The organism is Paenibacillus durus, from assembly GCF_000756615.1.
Taxonomy (GTDB): Bacteria; Bacillota; Bacilli; order Paenibacillales; family Paenibacillaceae; genus Paenibacillus_AQ; species Paenibacillus_AQ durus.
The window spans coordinates 2997279-3014087 of record NZ_CP009288.1; the positions used below are offsets into that span (position 1 = coordinate 2997279).

Below are 16809 nucleotides of genomic sequence, written 5' to 3' on the forward strand. Positions count from 1 at the left end.
CAATCCTCCTATTGGATGAATGATCTTCTGGCAAATAACGACGCTTAAAATGACTTGATCAGGCTTGCAGCTTCGCGCTTTTAAGTCAGCGGTAGGATTTCATAAAGTCCATTCTAGTACCTCAGGTAAAATTTAGGACTAATGAATTATGGGAAAATTGTAATATATAGCCGATAAAAGAGGAGTATTACTCTTATATATTTTATTATTAGAAGGAGTTTTGAAATGAACAGCTATTTTGGATTTGCCAGAAAGACCCTCTTTACCCTGCTTGTCTTCGTACTGGCACTTACCGGAGTTTCAGTGGGAAGTGCAAAAGCTGAAGGAGCGGTGGCGGCCCCGTCTGATGATGCTTATGTGTATTATGTATCTAACGGGGATCTATACCGGGTGCGGACCGATGGAAGCCCTGCGCAGAAAATTCGCGATAATTTCGACGGAGTGGAACTGAAGCCCGCGGGCAATTATTTGTACTATTTGTACGATGCCACATCCACGACATTGCTTCGCTTGTCGCTAACGGATGCCACAGCCAAAATTTCTAATTTTGGTGGAGACAAAAGAATACTTCATTACATAACAGAGGGTGACCTTATTTATTACATGGATGACAAGGGTGGCATTTACCGCGCATCGGCCAACGCCGAGAGATCTACAGACGGTACCTTGATTGCCGATATGGCGGATACGAACTTCCCTCGATTTACGGTAGTGAACGGCAGAGTTTATTATAATGCGCTGAAGAATGGCCGCACGACCTGGGTGGCTTCCAAAGCGGCCGACGGCAGCGGATCTGTTCAATGGATTGCCAGCGGAGCCTTTCCAGGTGATTATTTTGCGCATACGTACAATAACATGCTTTACCTGATGGTGGATACTAAGCCTGAAGAAACCATGTATTCTTTGAACAGTATGGTGCTATTTACGCTGCCGGCAGGCGGCGGTAATGCCAAAGCCGTTAACGCAAAAGCTCCACTAGACGCGAATTCGGTATTGTCCGGCTCATGGGCAGGCGATTATTATTTATTCAATAAAGGGATTCGTCTTGACTCTAACGATGATTATGACTATTCCAAAGGCAAAGGCATTCTCATGGATAGAACCGGGAAATTCATAACCTTGAATCAAACCAGCGTGTATGAAATAGTCAATCTGGGAGCGAACAAATTCGCTTATGTGGATGGCAAAGGCAAAGCTTTTGTAAGTACAATTGCCAATGGGAAAGTAACGAGCACCAAGAAGCTTCCTTTAACGAATGTAGAATATGTCCGTAACTTAATGAACGGTGGAAAAGTAAGATCGACCGTGCTGTTTGCCGAAAGCGGAGCGTATGTGCTCAATTCAAACTTCACATTGACCAAGATGGTTGGCGTGGAATGGGATTTATGCGTATATGAAGACGATATTGCTGGGATTTTCTATGTAAATGCGGGAGATAACGGCCGTTTGTACCGGATGAGCGAGGACGGTAAGACGACTGTGAAGCTGTCCGATGAGAAGGTATCCCGAATTGTGTTGATCTCCAAGAACTAAAATTAAGCAATTAAAAAGATGCGCATCTAGGGGTTGTCTTCTAAGTCATCAAAAATGACGAAAGGATGGCCCCTTTTTCTGTACGCCTGGACTTATGCAGCCAATCTGCGGTAACGATTAAATTAGCGGAGGATAACTATTGTGCAAATTTTGAATAAATCCGGTTTGCTGGCTGGGATTTTGGTTTTTCTTTTAATGGTTACGGCATGTTCTGCTCTCCAAACGGAAAAAGCTGCTGAGACGAAATCGGAAGCAGCGGATACGGGAACCAAGACGAATGGAGCAACAGCTTCAGCAGGAGCTAAGGAAGCGGGATCTGATGAATCCGAGAAGCTTGCTGACACCGACAAGCTCAATTTAGAAATGGAAAAGTATAACGCTTATGTCGATCTTAATAATTTTATGACCAGCCGCATGCAAGATGTGCTTAATGATTACTTTGAAGAGTTCGGAGACGGGAATAAGCCCAAGATCGAAAAATATTTTAGCGGTTCCCTGCTCTCTATTTCGGAATACGATAAAGATACGATGAACCGGGCTTTTGATTATAAGGATAAGGAACCTGCATTCGATGCGGTTGATACGGCCATAGTTCAACTGGAGCCTGCGATTAAGAAATTGGCTGCTGTTCTGGGCGAAGCTTATGATTATTACGATGTAAAAGGGTATGTAGATGATCAATTTGCCAAAGGAAAGCAGTTGCATACACAAATCATAACTGCTTATAAGGCTTATGAAAAAGCGGCGGATGTGTATTTTGACGCTATCAATGATTTAGGGAATAAACGCACTCAAGCCGAGCTGAAGGAATTACGTAAGAACGATGAACAAATCAGGTATTCGATCTTGACTTTTATGCTTGATGCGGAAGCTCTGTCTGATGTAATGGAGCAGCAGGAGATATATGCCGACAATATTCTGAAACTTGATCTGAAACCCTTTAAAGAAAAATACAATGTGCTGATCACCGATCTCCAAAATATCAATAAATATGCGGCAGACAAAGCGCGAATAAAGACAGAAGGTTTCAGGGAGTACGCGCTGGAGAATTATGTGGATGCGGCCAAAGAAGTAAAGGTAGCGGCAACTAACATTATAGAACGCGTGAATAATAAAGAAGCAGTGGATGAGTTTACTTTGAACAGCAGCTTTTTCCGGAAAAATAAGGAAGGAACCCCCGAAAATTACAATGATAAGCTGAGTATATTGATCGACAAATACAATCAGCTGAATCAATAGCTTTTATTTTAGGAGGAAAAAGATCATGATTACCCATTCTTTGAGTGAATCGGATATATTCGCTACATCCGGGGACGAAGCGGTTGTACTGACACCCGATACCATTTATGCGAAAGTGAAAATGGAGAAGGCGAAGCAATACATCAATGGCGTTACAGGGGATGCTGGGGTTAAGGAACGGTTGCATTCCGATGAGACGATTGCGATTTCTGCCATTACTCGAATTGCGGCCAATAAGAAGACGGGATGGATTCGCTTATACACTAAAATTAATGGAAAAAAAGATAGCGAATTTATTGTTATTGAAGATGCCCAAGTCAAACAGCAATTTATTGATAAATTGTATACGTACATGCAGGGGAGCCATACTTACCGGATCGAGGAATACTCTGCCTTCAAGGCTGGAATCAAGCCTTCGCTAACGCTGGTGATTACCATTCTGGTCGGAATGGTCCTGACCTGGCTTGCCATGGATGCCAAGAACGGACCTGAACGCACGATGTATGTAAAGGCTTCAGTTAAATTGGTTTATGAATTACTGCTAATCATAGGGCCTCTAGGTGTTATAATCATTGCTGGAATTGTAGCGCTAATTACCCTTTACGTCTTAGTTCGCAGGGTCAGTAATCCGCCGGTTATGGTAATGATAGATAAAAAATGCTAAATAAAAGCAGCGGAATCTATGAAAAAGGCTAATCAACCAGCGCGTGCCGGTACTCAGGTTGGTTCGCGCTGGTTGAGTTTGGCCTGCTTCGGTTCCGATGTATGAACCTTACATCGCCAATAATAGCAAAGAGCCCGCATCAGGATGCGGGCTCTTTGCTATTATTCCTCCCCAGTCGCAACCGGATTCTCCTCATACGAAATCCAGTCGCTCCAGCTCCCCGCGTACAGCCGTACCTTATCATACCCGGCTCTCTGAAGAGCGAGCACATTCGGGCAGGCGGTGACGCCGGAGCCGCAGTAGACGATTGTCTCGCGGCTGGGATCGATGCCGGCAAACTGCTCTTTCAGCGCGGCGGCGTCTTTCCATCGGCCCTGCTCGTCCAGGACATCTTTCCAGAACCGGTTGACCGCACCCGGGATATGCCCGGCCTTAGCGTCGATCGGTTCTTCAAGGCCGGCATAGCGGCGCGGCTCACGCGAGTCAATCAGCAGCGGAACAGCAGAACCGCCAGCTTTCGAATATCGCGCGACTTCCTGGGCGCTTGCCAGCATCTCCGGATGTACATCCGGCTCGTACGTAGTTGGAATGCGGACGGGCTGGCTGTCGCTTACCGGAAAGTCCGCCGCCTTCCACGCCGAATAGCCTTCATCCATAACATATACTTTATCATGACCCAAATAGCGCAGCATCCACCACAGTCTGGAAGCGAATGCGCCGCCCTGATCATCGTAAGCGACGACGATGCTGCCCCGGCTAATCCCAGCTTGGCCCAGCACAGATGCTATCAGAGCGGGTTCCGGCAGGGGATGGCGGCCGCCATGTGGACCGACAGGGGCAGATAATTGCTCTTCCAAATGCAAATAAACGGCTCCAGGAATATGATCTTTCAGGTAGGCGCTGCGTCCCGCTTCGGGATCGGACAGCAGAAAGCGGCAATCCGCAATGACCAGCTCGGGTTCATACAGCCGGGCCAGCAGCCAGCGGGTGGAAACGACGGAATCCATAAGTTCAACCTTCCTCCCAATTTTCAAGTATTTTAAAGCTATTATAACGGAAAAAGAAGAGGGGACAAAGGGAGCGGGATTTGGCTGATGGCAAGCATAGAGCAGAGTCAAGTTCCGCCGGATATAAAAAAAAGACGGGGTGTCCCGTCTTCTTCTAGCTGTCTTCCTCGATAGAAGACATTGTCCAGAGATCAATCTCGCTAATCAGAAGTTCTTCCTCTTCCTCGGTCAAGTTGAGTCTGACTCCGTATTGATATTCGCCAAGGCCGTACATCCAGCCCCAACGGACGCTTCCTGTGAACCGAAGCATGTTCTCGTTCAACTTAAAGTGAATGATTAGCCTGATGTCCTTAGACGTGAACCGGAGGTTTAATGAACTGCGAACCTTGCAGCCCGAACGGCTGAGGTCGATCAGTACACCCTCGGTCTGCTTTCCAGCACCCGGACCCGTGCTGCCGGCCGGTAGTTCCAGCCAGCAATCAATCGGTTGATTCATGACATATCGGAATGGTTCTTTTCTACTGGCAGCGCCCATAATTTCCCTCCGCCCGTTTATTAGCTATTATAACGAAATGATGCGGATAGGACAATCTACCTTAACATTAATTTGAAAAAATATTAGAGAGTGTAACTGAGATGGGGCAAGAAGAGGAAGCACATCAAAAAAAGTAGGCGATTCTGCATAGGCCGCCGGAACTCTTTTTCGTCAATTGAAGCTTCACAAAAGGTTCCCATTTTCCGATATAAGAATTAAAAAGAATGATACGTCTAAATGCTATTGTCATTAAACAAGGTAGTCTTCTCTAACTGGACAATGGAAGAGGGGGATTTAACGGGGTGTCTATAAATTTGCGGACCATATTCGCAGGCGCATTTGCAGCCGTTATTATTTTATTGACCGTGCTGCTCAGTTATTTGATTGGCAACGAATCCTCCAAGACAGCAGAAGTGACCAATGGAAAATCGCTGGCGGAAGCGTCATATCAGATGTCGTATAATCTGAACCACTTCATGTTGGCGCGGACCGGGGAAGTAGAAGTGCTCAGCAAGCTTGGCGCTTTTCAGGAGCCGGTGAGTGAGGATGAGATTGCGGGACTTCTGAATCAGCTGAAAGAAAGTCTGCCTGCATTTACCTGGATTGGTTATGCGGATACAAAAGGCAACGTTCTGTCGGCAACCGGCGATATCTTGGAGGGCGGAAGCATAGAGGAGCAGCCTGTTTTTCAAAATGGGATCAAGTCTCCCTACATCGGTGATGTACAAGATGACTCGTTATTAGCAGAAATCCTGCCCAATCCAAGCGGAGAGCGCCTTCAATTCGTGGATATCGGCGTCCCCGTAAAGGACAAAAGCGGCCGGACCTTAGGCGTATTGGCGGCGCGTCTGAGCTGGGAATGGGCCCATCAGGTTGAATCCTCCATTTTGGCGCCTCTAGAAGAACGGGTGGAGGGTGCCGATGTCTATATCGTCAGCAATAATAACAACAGGATTCTGCTTGGACCAAGCAGTCAGGTTGGCAAGCAAATGTCGGACTTGGCGCTGCAGCTGGCGAGTCAAGGCAAAAACTCCTGGCTCATAGAAGAACACAAGGGAAGCCAAACTTATATAACAGGCTACGCTTATGCAGAAGGCGAAATGAACTATCCTGGTACCGGTTGGTCCGTGATTATCCGCCAGTCGGCGGATATCGCTTTAGCCCCCGTACACAAGCTGCAAAATAGTATCGTTTTGTCGGGGATGGCTATTGCCGTGCTATGCGGTATTGCTGGATGGTTGCTCGCCGGATGGATTATTCGCCCGCTTCAGCGGATCACCGAGAGCGCCGATGAGCTCAGTTCGAGTGGCAAGGTGGAGATTCCCGAGTTTAAGCGGATTAAAGAACTGTCCATCCTCTCAAGATCGCTGCGCAATCTTGTCAATAAACTCACCCGGCCGGAGCCGGAGCCATTCTATATGTCTGACTTGACGAGGCATGATCCGCTCACGGGACTGCCTAACCGAACGGCGCTTGACGATTATTTGGCTCATGCCGTAAACAAAGCCAAGCGGAATCGCTCGACATTAAGCTTCTTGTATCTCGGTTTGGACGGATTCAAGAAGGTGAACGAGACGCTGGGACATAAGACAGGCGACAAGCTGCTGCAAGAGGTATCCTTCCGTCTGCTGGAATCGACCCGGGAAAATGAGATGATTACGCGCATAGGCGGGGATGAGTTCGTGGTCATCCTGCATACGTCGGCCGCAAAACCGATGCAGGAAGCCGAGGCCGTAGCCAAACGCATCATTGACAAGATCAATCAACCCTTCCTGATCGACGGGGAATTCGTGCATGTCGGCTGCAGCATCGGCGCCGCTGTGTGGAGTCCTGAGAACCAGGATACAAGCGAAATCATGCGTTTAGCGGACGACGCGTACTATATATCCAAGCGGAGCGGCAAGAACCGGATTACTTTTGAAACGGCGGTATAAGTTCTCGGGATAAACACCCAATCGAATCAATGGGCAGCGGAATAAAATATGCCGTAAGCTACTTTGAGGGAGGAATTTCAAATGGGTGAAGTTGCAGGCTACGGATGGGGCACATCGACAGGCACGATTCTGGTATTGTTCATTCTGCTTGTCATTATTACCCGCACTTTTATGGTATATTAAGATACCGCTGAACTGATAAGCAGGAGCAGTTTATGAAAAAACAAAGCGCCTCTCGCCGTTATCCGGGAGAGCGCTTTGTTGCTGCCATATGGCATCTAATAATCGTTGGCTTCAGCCGTCCCTTTAAATAAACGCCTAAACTATGCAAAGGGAGGACGCAGCCAGCTCTACTTGTTATACCGAATGCGTTACAGGAGGTTCACTGAGCAGCGCGTTCTTCCAGACGCTGTATGCCTCCCAAGCCTTGCCGCCGTCCAGAAGCTCCTTGCAGGTATAGACACCCTCTTCGATGGAACCGACGCGGCCGGCCAAGTGCAATCGGACGGCGCCGTTGAGCAGAACTTGATTGTAGAAGGCGAGATGGCCGCCTCCCCGGAGCACGGCTTCCGCCGTCTCCAGTTGAAGACGGGCATCCCAGTCCAGATCCGGAACGGGAGTATCCAGCCCCAGTGCCTCGGGATCTATAATATCCAGACCCGCATCGCCGTTCTCTATGGTGTACACCCGGGTAGGGCGGTCGATATACAGATCTTCCGATCCCTCGGGCCCTTGAACGATCAGGGCTTTGCGGTACCCAAGCTTGATCAGAAGTCTCGAGAGGCGGTCAAATACCGTGTTATGATAAATTCCAAACACGATGAAGGGGGAACAGGAGTAGTCAACCAGCTTCTCTACCGTATTCAATATAGTCCGCATACCGATTTCTTCGCGGATATCCCGGATGCGCCCGAGCGGCGGACACCATTCCTCGGAGCTTACATATAACACTCCGCTGCGGCTGGCGGCATGAATCGAGCTTGTACGGGAAAGCGAGGGAGCAGGAATATCCGCTTCCATGATTATGTCCTGCAGCGTGATTCCCCATTTCGGAGGAAGCGAAGCGGAGCCGTGCAGTGTTACCGGCAGTCCTGCGGCGGCAAGCAAAAAGGCGGACGGAAAGGTCGCGGCAAAAGAGCGGAGACGGCCGTCATAAGGTCCGGCGCAGTCAATACCCTCGTGCAGGGGTTCACGCAGGGCAAAGCTGCGGCAGACGGACACAAATGCCTCCAATTCCTCCAGACTTTCAAGCTTGATCCGTTCGGCGATCAGGAACGCGCCAATCTGGGCCGGTGTGGCAGTTTGACTAAGAATCGCTTTTGCGGAAGCGGCAGCTTCTTCATAATTCAGATCGCGGGCGCCTCTTTTGCCTCTAGCGACTTCTTTAAGTATGTTAATCATGAGCGGTGCCCCCTTATCTTTGATCCTGAAGCATTCGGTATACCTTAACGATCGAGGTTGCGACATCGACCATACGTTTGCGTTCGTTCATCGCCTGCTTACGCAGAAGATCGTATGCTTCGGATTCGGAAATATTTTTGGACTTGGACAGGATGCCTTTAGCCATCTCTATCCATTTTCTTTCTTCGAGACGGGAGAGGAGCTGTTCCTTCTCTTTCATCCACTGCTTCCGTTCAAAGCATTGTTTGGCTCCGAAATGAAGGCCCCAGTGGATTTCGTGAGGCTGCATGGACGGAGACAGGACGCCATCCGCAATAAAGTTGTCCTCGCAAGCGGCTACGGAGAGGGTAGCGGTCTCTTCTGTGCACCACCATATAATAGGAGCGGTCTTGCACGACATCAGAAGATCCGCCCAATATTTGAACTCCGTAATCGGCAGACATAGTATGGAGGCGTCAACATCGGCAATCAGCGAGACGGCTTCTTCCCGGGAAGCGGCCACTTCTACGATATAGCCGCAGGATCTGAGAAGGAGTTCCGGCCTCGACCCGGCAGCGGTCTTGTCCGGAGAGTTTCCGTTCAGCCTGCTATATACAACCAACAGGGAATGCATAGTCGGACGCTCCTTTTTTTGCAATAAGATGTACTAACTGCACACTTCTAATCATGAGTTTCAAACTGTCTCATGTTATTTTATATAACACAAAATGGAGTTCGATGTCGATATTTTAAATAATTAAAATTTAATATGTCAAATTTATTGACGTTTACTAAATCGTGTTGTATAGTCAGTTTAACAAAATCAATCTTTCAGGATACAAAGACGTATCTAAGAAAAAGCGGCAATGGCGCCTGCTTGCATGTTTGGTTTGAGGGATGCTTTCTCTCGTGCCGGCATGAAGCGGGCTTTTTGTGTTTCCCATCGAGAGGAGAGAGATTAATTGACATTATCCCGTAAAAAACTGGTGCTCGTAGGCAATGGCATGGCAGGTGTGCGTGCAATTGAACATCTGCTGAAATTGGCTCCCGATGCGTATGATATCACGATTTTCGGCGCCGAGCCGCATCCGAACTACAACCGGATTATGCTTTCTTCCGTTCTCGCAGGGGGAACTGATCTTTCCGAAATCGTAATTAACGATTATGAGTGGTACCGCAGCCATAATATTACCTTATATACAGGCCACAAGATCGAGAGCATCGATACCGTGAATAAAAAGGTACGTACGGGCCTCGGGGTTGAGGCTGTGTATGATGAACTGATTCTGGCCACCGGCTCCGATCCGTTCATGCTTCCTCTGCCGGGCGCAGATAAAGAAGGCGTTATCGCTTTCCGCGATATCAAGGATTGCCAGATTATGATGGAAACCTCTAAGACCTATAAAAAAGCCCTTGTCATCGGCGGAGGACTGCTTGGACTTGAAGCGGCCCGCGGACTGCTGCATCTGGGGATGGAAGTATCCGTCGTGCATATCCATCACTATATCATGGAAAGACAGCTCGACCAGGAAGCGGCGGTTATGCTGCAAAGAGAGCTGGAAGCTCAAGGCATGAAATTCTTGCTAAGCAAGCAATCAGAGGCGATTCTTGGCAAAAAGCGGGTGAAAAGCCTGCTCTTCGCCGACGGCAGTTCAGCGGAAGCCGATCTGATTGTCATGGCGGTCGGAATCCGGCCGAATACCGCGCTTGCGCAAAAAAGCGGCATTGCCGTAGGTCGCGGCATCGTCGTTAACGATTATATGGAAACTAATATTCCGGGCGTCTATGCCATCGGGGAATGCGCGGAGCATCGGGGGATCGCTTACGGTCTCGTCGCCCCGCTGTATGAACAGGGGGCTGTTCTCGCCAAACGTCTGGCAGGCGTCCAGGGGCAGGGCTACGAGGGCTCGGTAACCTCGACGAAGCTGAAAGTGTCAGGCGTCGATGTCTTCTCCGCAGGACAGTATGACGAACCTGCCGGGTCGCGTGCTCTTCGCTATCAGGATGAGATCGACGGTGTCTATAAGAAGCTTGTTATAAGCAAGGATAAGCTGATTGGCGCGGTATTATTCGGCGATACGGCGGATGGTGCGCAGCTGTTCTCCCTGATCAAGAGCGGCGAATCGATCCAGGGAAAAGAAAGATCTCTGCTGCTCGGACTGCCTGACGACGCGCTGAAAGCCTCTCCGTCCGCCCGGCTGGAAGCGATGGCGGATGATGAAATTATCTGCGGCTGCAACGGCGTATCCAAGGGGGCGATTGCGGAAGCCATTACTACTGGCGGCTGCACAAGCGTAGGGCAAATTAAGGCATGCACCAAAGCGTCGGCGTCCTGCGGAGGCTGCAAGCCGCTGGTGGAAGGCCTGCTGGAGCTGTATGCGGGCGATGCGGCGGTCAAGGTCAAGGAAGGCATCTGCGGCTGTACGACGCTTGGGCGCGACGAAATCGTAGCCGAGATCAAACGGATGGAACTTAAGACGGTTAAGGAAGTTATGAATGTGCTCGAATGGACCAATGAGGAAGGCTGCTCGAAATGCCGCCCTTCCCTGAACTATTATCTCGGCATGCTGTGGCCGGAGGAATATGCGGACGAGAAGGAATCACGGATCACGAACGAACGCTATCACGCCAATATTCAGAAGGACGGCACCTTTTCCGTCGTTCCCCGGATATATGGCGGTGTAACTTCCCCGGGCGAGCTGAAAAAGATTGCCGAGGTCGCCGAGAAGTTCGACGTTCCAATGGTGAAGTTTACAGGGGGACAAAGACTTGACCTTCTTGGTGTCAAAAAAGAAGATCTTCCAAAAATTTGGGAAGAGCTCGACATGCCTTCAGGCCATGCGTACGGCAAAACGCTGCGTACGGTCAAGACCTGCGTCGGGTCCACCTTCTGCCGGTTCGGCACCCAGGATTCCATCGGCATGGGCATTCGGCTGGAGAAAGAGTTCGAGAGGCTGAACACACCGGCTAAGGTTAAGCTTGCCGTGTCCGGCTGTCCCCGCAACTGTGCGGAAGCAACGATCAAGGATTTCGGCGTTGTCGCGATCGACGGCGGCTGGGAGCTTCATGTCGGCGGCAACGGCGGCGTGCATGTCCGGGCAACGGATCTGCTATGCGTCGTGAAGACGGAGGACGAGGTTGTCGAATGGGCGAGCGCATTCCTTCAATACTATCGCGAGAATGCCAGCTGGAACGAGAGAACCTCCAATTGGGTGGAACGGGTAGGACTCGACAGTATCAAGGCGGCGCTTGATAACCGAGAAGACAGGCTGGCGCTGGGGCAAAGAATCCGTACGGCGCTCAGCGTGACCACTGACCCGTGGAAGCAAATCGTGGCGGAAAGGGAGCTCCGCAAAAATTTCGAGCCGATCTCTCCAATTGAGACGGCATAACAGGAGGGCTAACGGATATGACGATGACCAAAATGCATATCGGCAACGTAGCGGACATCGACCGCAAGGGCTCGCGGACCCTAAAAGTAAATGACATGGAAATCGCCTTGTTCCGCCTGTCGGATGGAGAGGTACTGGCAGTAGAGAACAAATGCCCGCATAAAGGCGGCACCCTGTCGGAAGGGATGGTCTGCGGCAGCAAGGTCCACTGTCCGCTGCATGACTGGCGCATCGATCTTCATACAGGTAAGGTTGAGGACCCGGACACGGGATGCGTGCCCACCTTTGAAGTTGAGGTAGATCCGGCCACAGGAGCCGTTTATCTGACAGTCTAAACCGTAGGGCTATACCGATTGGGCTTGGAGGGAGAAAAGCATATGAAGACCGGAAGCATATCCATTGTCGGAGCGGGTCCGGGAGACCCGGAATTGATTACAATAAAGGCGGTGCGCCGTATCCGGGAAGCTGATGTTGTGCTGTATGACAGGCTCGTGTCGGAGGAACTGCTGGACTATGCGAGGCAGGGTGCGCGTCTCATTTACTGCGGAAAAGCGCCAGGTCAGCACTCCATGTCCCAGGAGCAAATCGAGCATGTGATGATCCATCAAGCCCGTCAAGGCCATAAGGTCGTCAGGTTGAAGGGCGGCGATCCGTTCGTCTTTGGCAGAGGCGGGGAGGAGGCTTTGGCCGCAGCCGAAGCCGGCATTCCCTGGGAAGTGATCCCAGGCGTCACTTCCGCGGTCGGCGCTGCGGCGTCCGCAGGCATTCCGCTAACGCACCGCGGCGTCGCAGCTTCCTTTGCCGTCGTAACCGGCAGCCGCTGCGGGGATCATGAGACGCCTGTGGACTGGGGGCATCTTGCCCGCGGCGTGGATACGATAGCCGTCTACATGGGCGTTGGCCGCCTCGGACAAATCTGTGAGGAGCTGCTGCGCCATGGAAAGGAAAGCTCGACGCCGGTTGCGCTGATCGAGAACGGAACGACCAGCCGGCAGCGGACAGTCATCGGAACACTGGACAATATCGAACAGCTTGCATCCGCGTTCCGGATCGGCAATCCGGCGATGATTATCATTGGGGAAGTCGTGAAGGTGAAAGAGCAGCTGATGAAATGGACATCGGCTCCTAGTGAACAATTCGGATAACGGCCAGTCTCCGATTAGCATGTTTCAGTTTAGCAGCATGGGTTAATGAATACACATGAACCCCCTTTTTTTATAGATGCTTGGCTCCGCCGATCGGCGGAGTTTTTTTAATTGCAAACCAAACCCCAATAAGGTATGTTTTTCGTGTAACATGAATTAAGCGCTGAGGAGGTCTTACACGTGAAAATTAATGCAAACTATAATTATTCATGTCTAAAACCTAGAGTAACCTTCCTAATCAAATAAAATTTTAGGGAGGAACAGATATTGAGTAAACAAAAGAGATTGATTATTATCGAAGGAATACCAGGCTCGGGTAAAACAACAACGGCAAGCAGCGTTTTTGAAAGATTAATTACAAGAAGAATCAAAACTAGATGTTTCTTGGAGCAGGAAGAACTCCACCCGCTTTTATTACATGGAGTCAATTTTAATTCTTTCGAAAATGAGGAAGATGCAGACCTGTTCATCCAGTTACTGTCATCTCGGTTTTTTGACTTTGTTCAAGAGCAGTTGAATAGCCCTGATGAGGTCATTATTATTGAAAGCGTTTTGTTTCAAGATGCAATAAATGTCTCTCATCTTATGGGTATGAATTATGTTAAACTTCTCGATTTTAGTTCAAGACTTCTTACGATCTTGGAACCACTAAATCCCATCCTCATTTATTATTATCAAATGAATGTTGAGAAGCAATGGCGGTTTATTTGTGATGTACGTGGAAACGAGTGGGGGCCGGTCTCCCTGCATACTGATGAAGAGTTTAAACAAGCTGCTGAAGTTTGGGGAAAAAGTCAGTCATTTGTCCGTACAGTCATCGATCAATGGGAAGTTCCAAAACTGATTATTGAGAACAGTGAATACCTTTGGAGCGAATACAATCATCGAATCAATGAGTTTCTGGATAATTTACTAATACCAAGTGGAAAAAGCATCTCGAAGATATAAAAGAGAAATACCCGGCTGTTCTAGCCGGGTATTTCTCTTTTGATCAGACTAATTTTTATCCCCTACCCGAAAACCGTAAGGAGGTCGTCCGCTCAAAGATCGTCGTCAGCTGCTGAATGCCGTACTTTGGATTGCTCGTACAGGAGCTCCATGGCGGAATTTGCCTGCCTATTATGGTTCCTTGTCTTCCGTCTACAGTTTTTCTGGCGCTTACAAAAGGCGAGGATATGTGGTATTATTTTGGATCATGTTTCGATAGAACCCGATTGGAGCGAGGTCATGATCTGACACGACCGTAGTCCGTGTCCACCAGCATGGTCGGGCGCAATAGGGGACAAGCTAAGCAAGCAACCAAGTAGATTTTGAACACAATATTATGATGATGAGGGGTGCTCCTTGATGTCAAATAGCAGATTGAATCCTAAGGTTGATGAATTTTTGAGTAAAGCCAAGAAGTGGCAGGAAGAATTTGAGAAATTGAGAACGATCGTTCTTGACTGTCAGTTGACCGAAGAATTGAAATGGGGTGTTCCTTGTTACACGTTTCAGAAGAAAAACATCGTTTTAATACATGGATTTAAAGAGTACTGTGCGCTTCTTTTTATGAAAGGCGCCTTGTTACAGGATGTCCATGGCATTCTAATCCAACAAACGGAGAATGTGCAGGCGGCGCGCCAGATCCGGTTCACCAATGTTCAAGAAATAGTTGCAATGAAATCCATCTTGAAAGCCTATATTGATGAAGCCATTGAAGTTGAAAAAGCCGGTCTGGAAGTGAATTTTAAAAAGAATACAGAATTCAACATTCCTGAAGAGCTTCAAAATAAATTCGATGAAATCCCTGCCTTGAAAACTGCTTTTGATGCATTGACGCCCGGACGGCAAAGAGCATACCTTCTTTATTTTTCTGAACCCAAACAATCCAAAACTCGAGTGTCAAGGGTTGAAAAATGTATGCAGAAAATTCTGGATGGAAAGGGATTAAATGATTAGGACGTGTATGCAGACCTATCGCATCCAATTAAATGCCGTTCTATCTTACATCTCGTAGCCAATCACCGCGTCATGACGCTGTCCAGCCGTCAGCTGGAAGCGCAAAGGATTGCCAAGGGCATCGACAACCGCATGAATCTGGGTCGTTAATCCACCTCTAGATCATCCTTTTTCAGTCCAGTGGTTTAATTTCTTTTGATATTAAGCTCCCGATTGACCGTATCAATCATCGCTTGTACCCACTCTTCGCTAAAAAATAAACCTCTTCCCTCAGGAAGGCTTACTCCGTGCTCGTGATCGAACTCTGCATATTTCTGGTTTTTTGAGAGACTGTATATCGTGCTCTCCTTAAGCTCGTCCCAATTCAATATTGGTGACTGTCCTGCTAGATTGATGACATATACGAGACCCCGGCCGATATCCAGATATAAGTGGTCCTTATTTCTTCGGGGCGGGTTTGGCCTGGCTGAATTCAGCCTAATCTGATGCCTGGATTCTTCCCGCGACAGTTGAAGCGTAATGACCTCATTGCTGTCCGCATCAATGACCAGAGTTAGACACGGAACAAATCCGGCAAAAAAACGCAATGCGGCCGAATCGCGCAGCGAATCGTCAAAAATCCACCCCGTCGGCAGCAGTACATATGGTTCATCCCGGCCCCAAAAAGCCTTCTCCAGCACCGTCCGCAAAGCTGAGGTACCGGGAATCGAATAAGACTGAAGGGCGTTACCGTTTACTGTGTAATGAAGCACGTTTCTTTTTCTTCCTATATACCAATTGCTTAAGTCGCGGTGCCGATACAGATCCGCCATCACCGGCAGAACACCGTTCTTAGCCGAGGCGAACAGCATCTTCGATCCAGGTTTGACGTTCTTCATGTATATTACATTGACTTCGCCCTGGGCCATACACTGCTTGACTTCTTTGAAATGGGGAGCAACCTCGCTCACTACGAGCTTTAACACTTCCTCGTCATGCACCGGTATGCCGATCTGGAAATTGTCATTCAACCAGATGCTGCCTGCCATGAAGAATTGGGCCAGTGAAGTGATATCGCCCGGCGTGCTCTCCGTAACGATCTTCTCGAACCGAAAATCCTTATGTTCAAATTCCATTTGATCTTCCTGTGCAATATATTCTACGAGGCTGCGTTTGTTGATCCAATCGTACACCGGATGGCCCCCTTGAAATTTTGTTGCATCCCTATTGGACTACGTCACCTTCACGAACCGTTTCGCGAATTGATCGCGGTAGTCTTTGGTGAAAAAAGTACTGCTGATCTGGTCTCTCCATTGCTGCTCGGACTTGATGCTGTCGAGGTCGGTATGATAAAACTTTTCGACCGAACCTTTGGTCAGTGAGACAGAATAGGTCTTCCCTTGATACGGCAGAGTGATGTCGATAGAAGCCGTGCCCGGAAAGTGATGGAACAGCCGCGTCGATACTTCCATTAAAATAGCATTAACAGCGTCAACAGAGCCGAACTCGTTCGTATAATCGGATGAGGTAAGCTTTTCGCTTGGATTGGCCTTTTTGTACTCCGCGAAGCTGTTAAAGAAGTGAATTTCTATATTATCTGTTCCTATGCCAACGTCCCTTATAAATGGAGAGCCCTTCAACTGCCGCGTATAAGCCAGCACTTCCTGTTTCGGGAGAGGCACTTGGTCCGCAGAAATAGTTTGACTTGGCTCGGCTGATGGTTGAACGGTTGCTGCCGGCGTAGTCACTCCTGGCGATGCTGACGCTGGCGATTCGCTTGGCGCTACGGAGTTTTCGGCGGAAACGGCGGATGCCGAAGTCGTAGAAGGAGTGATCGTAGCTTCCGGCGAAGACTCCTGCGAACCGGCAGGTGTTGGCGAAGCCGAGGGCAAGGCCGTCTGAGTTGTCTGCTTTCCAGTGTTAACTACTTGTATGATCCCCAAGGTAATGATGACGATAAGTACCCAGAACCACCATCTGGTGTAGATGGGTTTGTTCATATTCATAACCTCCTTGGCGCTAATGTTGGTGCTACTTCCAGTTTAGCAGAATTGACGTTC

Annotated in this window: 16 protein-coding genes and 2 pseudogenes; 11 read left to right on the forward strand and 7 right to left on the reverse strand. The window is 49.0% G+C overall.

Annotated elements, in window-relative coordinates; genetic code table 11:
* Positions 1 to 225 precede the first annotated feature (225 nt).
* The 3 genes from PDUR_RS12865 to PDUR_RS12875 all read left to right on the forward strand — a co-directional run bounded on the left by PDUR_RS12865 (position 226) and on the right by PDUR_RS12875 (position 3436).
* Entirely contained in the window at positions 226 to 1533 is a 1308-nt protein-coding gene (locus tag PDUR_RS12865; RefSeq protein WP_042206620.1) for a DUF5050 domain-containing protein, read from the forward strand.
* A 141-nt stretch (positions 1534 to 1674) separates the two neighbouring features.
* Positions 1675 to 2772, forward strand: a complete 1098-nt coding sequence (locus PDUR_RS12870; RefSeq protein ID WP_052410207.1) for a YiiG family protein — start codon at positions 1675 to 1677, stop codon at positions 2770 to 2772.
* Between the two features lie 25 nt (positions 2773 to 2797).
* Entirely contained in the window at positions 2798 to 3436 is a 639-nt protein-coding gene (locus tag PDUR_RS12875) for a hypothetical protein (protein WP_042206621.1), read from the forward strand.
* A 161-nt stretch (positions 3437 to 3597) separates the two neighbouring features.
* On the opposite strand, the gene PDUR_RS12880 is transcribed toward PDUR_RS12875, so the two are convergent.
* Both PDUR_RS12880 and PDUR_RS12885 read right to left on the reverse strand, forming a co-directional pair.
* The gene (locus PDUR_RS12880) at positions 3598 to 4443 is read right to left on the reverse strand and encodes a sulfurtransferase (RefSeq protein ID WP_042206622.1); all 846 of its coding nucleotides are present in this window, start codon (positions 4441 to 4443) and stop codon (positions 3598 to 3600) included.
* 154 nt (positions 4444 to 4597) lie between these two features.
* The gene (locus tag PDUR_RS12885; RefSeq protein ID WP_042206623.1) at positions 4598 to 4978 is read right to left on the reverse strand and encodes a PilZ domain-containing protein; all 381 of its coding nucleotides are present in this window, start codon (positions 4976 to 4978) and stop codon (positions 4598 to 4600) included.
* A 302-nt stretch (positions 4979 to 5280) separates the two neighbouring features.
* Here PDUR_RS12885 and PDUR_RS12890 point away from each other — a divergent pair, with 302 nt between their 5' ends.
* Together PDUR_RS12890 and PDUR_RS12895 are read left to right on the forward strand one after the other, a co-directional pair.
* Positions 5281 to 6912, forward strand: a complete 1632-nt coding sequence (locus PDUR_RS12890) for a sensor domain-containing diguanylate cyclase (RefSeq protein ID WP_042206624.1) — start codon at positions 5281 to 5283, stop codon at positions 6910 to 6912.
* An 81-nt stretch (positions 6913 to 6993) separates the two neighbouring features.
* Complete coding sequence (locus tag PDUR_RS12895) at positions 6994 to 7095, forward strand: hypothetical protein (RefSeq protein ID WP_042206625.1); 102 nt, start codon at positions 6994 to 6996, stop codon at positions 7093 to 7095.
* Positions 7096 to 7269: 174 nt separating this feature from the next.
* Here PDUR_RS12895 and PDUR_RS12900 read toward each other — a convergent pair whose 3' ends face one another.
* Complete coding sequence (locus PDUR_RS12900; protein WP_042206626.1) at positions 7270 to 8313, reverse strand: anthranilate phosphoribosyltransferase; 1044 nt, start codon at positions 8311 to 8313, stop codon at positions 7270 to 7272.
* Positions 8314 to 8326: 13 nt separating this feature from the next.
* The gene (locus PDUR_RS12905; RefSeq protein ID WP_042206627.1) at positions 8327 to 8926 is read right to left on the reverse strand and encodes an ANTAR domain-containing response regulator; all 600 of its coding nucleotides are present in this window, start codon (positions 8924 to 8926) and stop codon (positions 8327 to 8329) included.
* 328 nt (positions 8927 to 9254) lie between these two features.
* On the opposite strand from PDUR_RS12905, the gene nirB reads away from it, so the two are divergent.
* The 6 genes and pseudogenes from nirB to PDUR_RS12930 all read left to right on the forward strand — a co-directional run bounded on the left by nirB (position 9255) and on the right by PDUR_RS12930 (position 14770).
* Positions 9255 to 11684, forward strand: a complete 2430-nt coding sequence (gene nirB, locus PDUR_RS12910; RefSeq protein ID WP_081949506.1) for a nitrite reductase large subunit NirB — start codon at positions 9255 to 9257, stop codon at positions 11682 to 11684.
* A 23-nt stretch (positions 11685 to 11707) separates the two neighbouring features.
* Positions 11708 to 12019 (forward strand): nitrite reductase small subunit NirD, encoded by a 312-nt coding sequence (gene nirD, locus PDUR_RS12915; RefSeq protein WP_042209330.1) that lies wholly within the window; start codon positions 11708 to 11710, stop codon positions 12017 to 12019.
* 42 nt (positions 12020 to 12061) lie between these two features.
* Positions 12062 to 12829 carry a uroporphyrinogen-III C-methyltransferase gene (gene cobA, locus PDUR_RS12920; protein ID WP_042206628.1) on the forward strand — a complete coding sequence of 256 codons (768 nt, stop codon included), beginning with the start codon at positions 12062 to 12064 and terminating at the stop codon, positions 12827 to 12829.
* Positions 12830 to 13096: 267 nt separating this feature from the next.
* Entirely contained in the window at positions 13097 to 13777 is a 681-nt protein-coding gene (locus PDUR_RS12925; protein WP_042206629.1) for a P-loop NTPase family protein, read from the forward strand.
* A 94-nt stretch (positions 13778 to 13871) separates the two neighbouring features.
* A pseudogene (locus tag PDUR_RS30080) lies at positions 13872 to 14036 on the forward strand (transposase); the annotation flags it as partial.
* Positions 14037 to 14176: 140 nt separating this feature from the next.
* On the forward strand, positions 14177 to 14770 hold the full coding sequence (locus PDUR_RS12930) for a YdeI/OmpD-associated family protein (protein ID WP_042206630.1): 594 nt from the start codon (positions 14177 to 14179) through the stop codon (positions 14768 to 14770).
* A 69-nt stretch (positions 14771 to 14839) separates the two neighbouring features.
* Here the strand turns inward: PDUR_RS12930 and PDUR_RS28075 are convergent.
* The 3 genes and pseudogenes from PDUR_RS28075 to PDUR_RS12940 all read right to left on the reverse strand — a co-directional run.
* Positions 14840 to 14932, reverse strand: a pseudogene (locus tag PDUR_RS28075) (IS5/IS1182 family transposase); the annotation flags it as partial.
* A 23-nt stretch (positions 14933 to 14955) separates the two neighbouring features.
* Positions 14956 to 15942: a hypothetical protein gene (locus PDUR_RS12935; RefSeq protein WP_042206631.1), complete on the reverse strand. Its 987-nt coding sequence runs from the start codon at positions 15940 to 15942 to the stop codon at positions 14956 to 14958.
* A gap of 39 nt (positions 15943 to 15981) precedes the next feature.
* Entirely contained in the window at positions 15982 to 16749 is a 768-nt protein-coding gene (locus tag PDUR_RS12940; RefSeq protein ID WP_042206632.1) for a hypothetical protein, read from the reverse strand.
* Positions 16750 to 16809 lie beyond the last annotated feature (60 nt).

Coding starts and splice junctions, on each gene's coding strand:
- PDUR_RS12865 (WP_042206620.1), top strand. CDS start 226: ATGAACAGCTATTTTGGATTTGCCAGAAAGACCCTCTTTACCCTGCTT.
- PDUR_RS12875 (WP_042206621.1), top strand. CDS start 2,798: ATGATTACCCATTCTTTGAGTGAATCGGATATATTCGCTACATCCGGG.
- PDUR_RS12880 (WP_042206622.1), bottom strand. CDS start 4,443: ATGGATTCCGTCGTTTCCACCCGCTGGCTGCTGGCCCGGCTGTATGAA.
- PDUR_RS12885 (WP_042206623.1), bottom strand. CDS start 4,978: ATGGGCGCTGCCAGTAGAAAAGAACCATTCCGATATGTCATGAATCAA.
- PDUR_RS12895 (WP_042206625.1), top strand. CDS start 6,994: ATGGGTGAAGTTGCAGGCTACGGATGGGGCACATCGACAGGCACGATT.
- PDUR_RS12900 (WP_042206626.1), bottom strand. CDS start 8,313: ATGATTAACATACTTAAAGAAGTCGCTAGAGGCAAAAGAGGCGCCCGC.
- PDUR_RS12905 (WP_042206627.1), bottom strand. CDS start 8,926: ATGCATTCCCTGTTGGTTGTATATAGCAGGCTGAACGGAAACTCTCCG.
- nirD (WP_042209330.1), top strand. CDS start 11,708: ATGACCAAAATGCATATCGGCAACGTAGCGGACATCGACCGCAAGGGC.
- cobA (WP_042206628.1), top strand. CDS start 12,062: ATGAAGACCGGAAGCATATCCATTGTCGGAGCGGGTCCGGGAGACCCG.
- PDUR_RS12930 (WP_042206630.1), top strand. CDS start 14,177: ATGTCAAATAGCAGATTGAATCCTAAGGTTGATGAATTTTTGAGTAAA.
- PDUR_RS12940 (WP_042206632.1), bottom strand. CDS start 16,749: ATGAACAAACCCATCTACACCAGATGGTGGTTCTGGGTACTTATCGTC.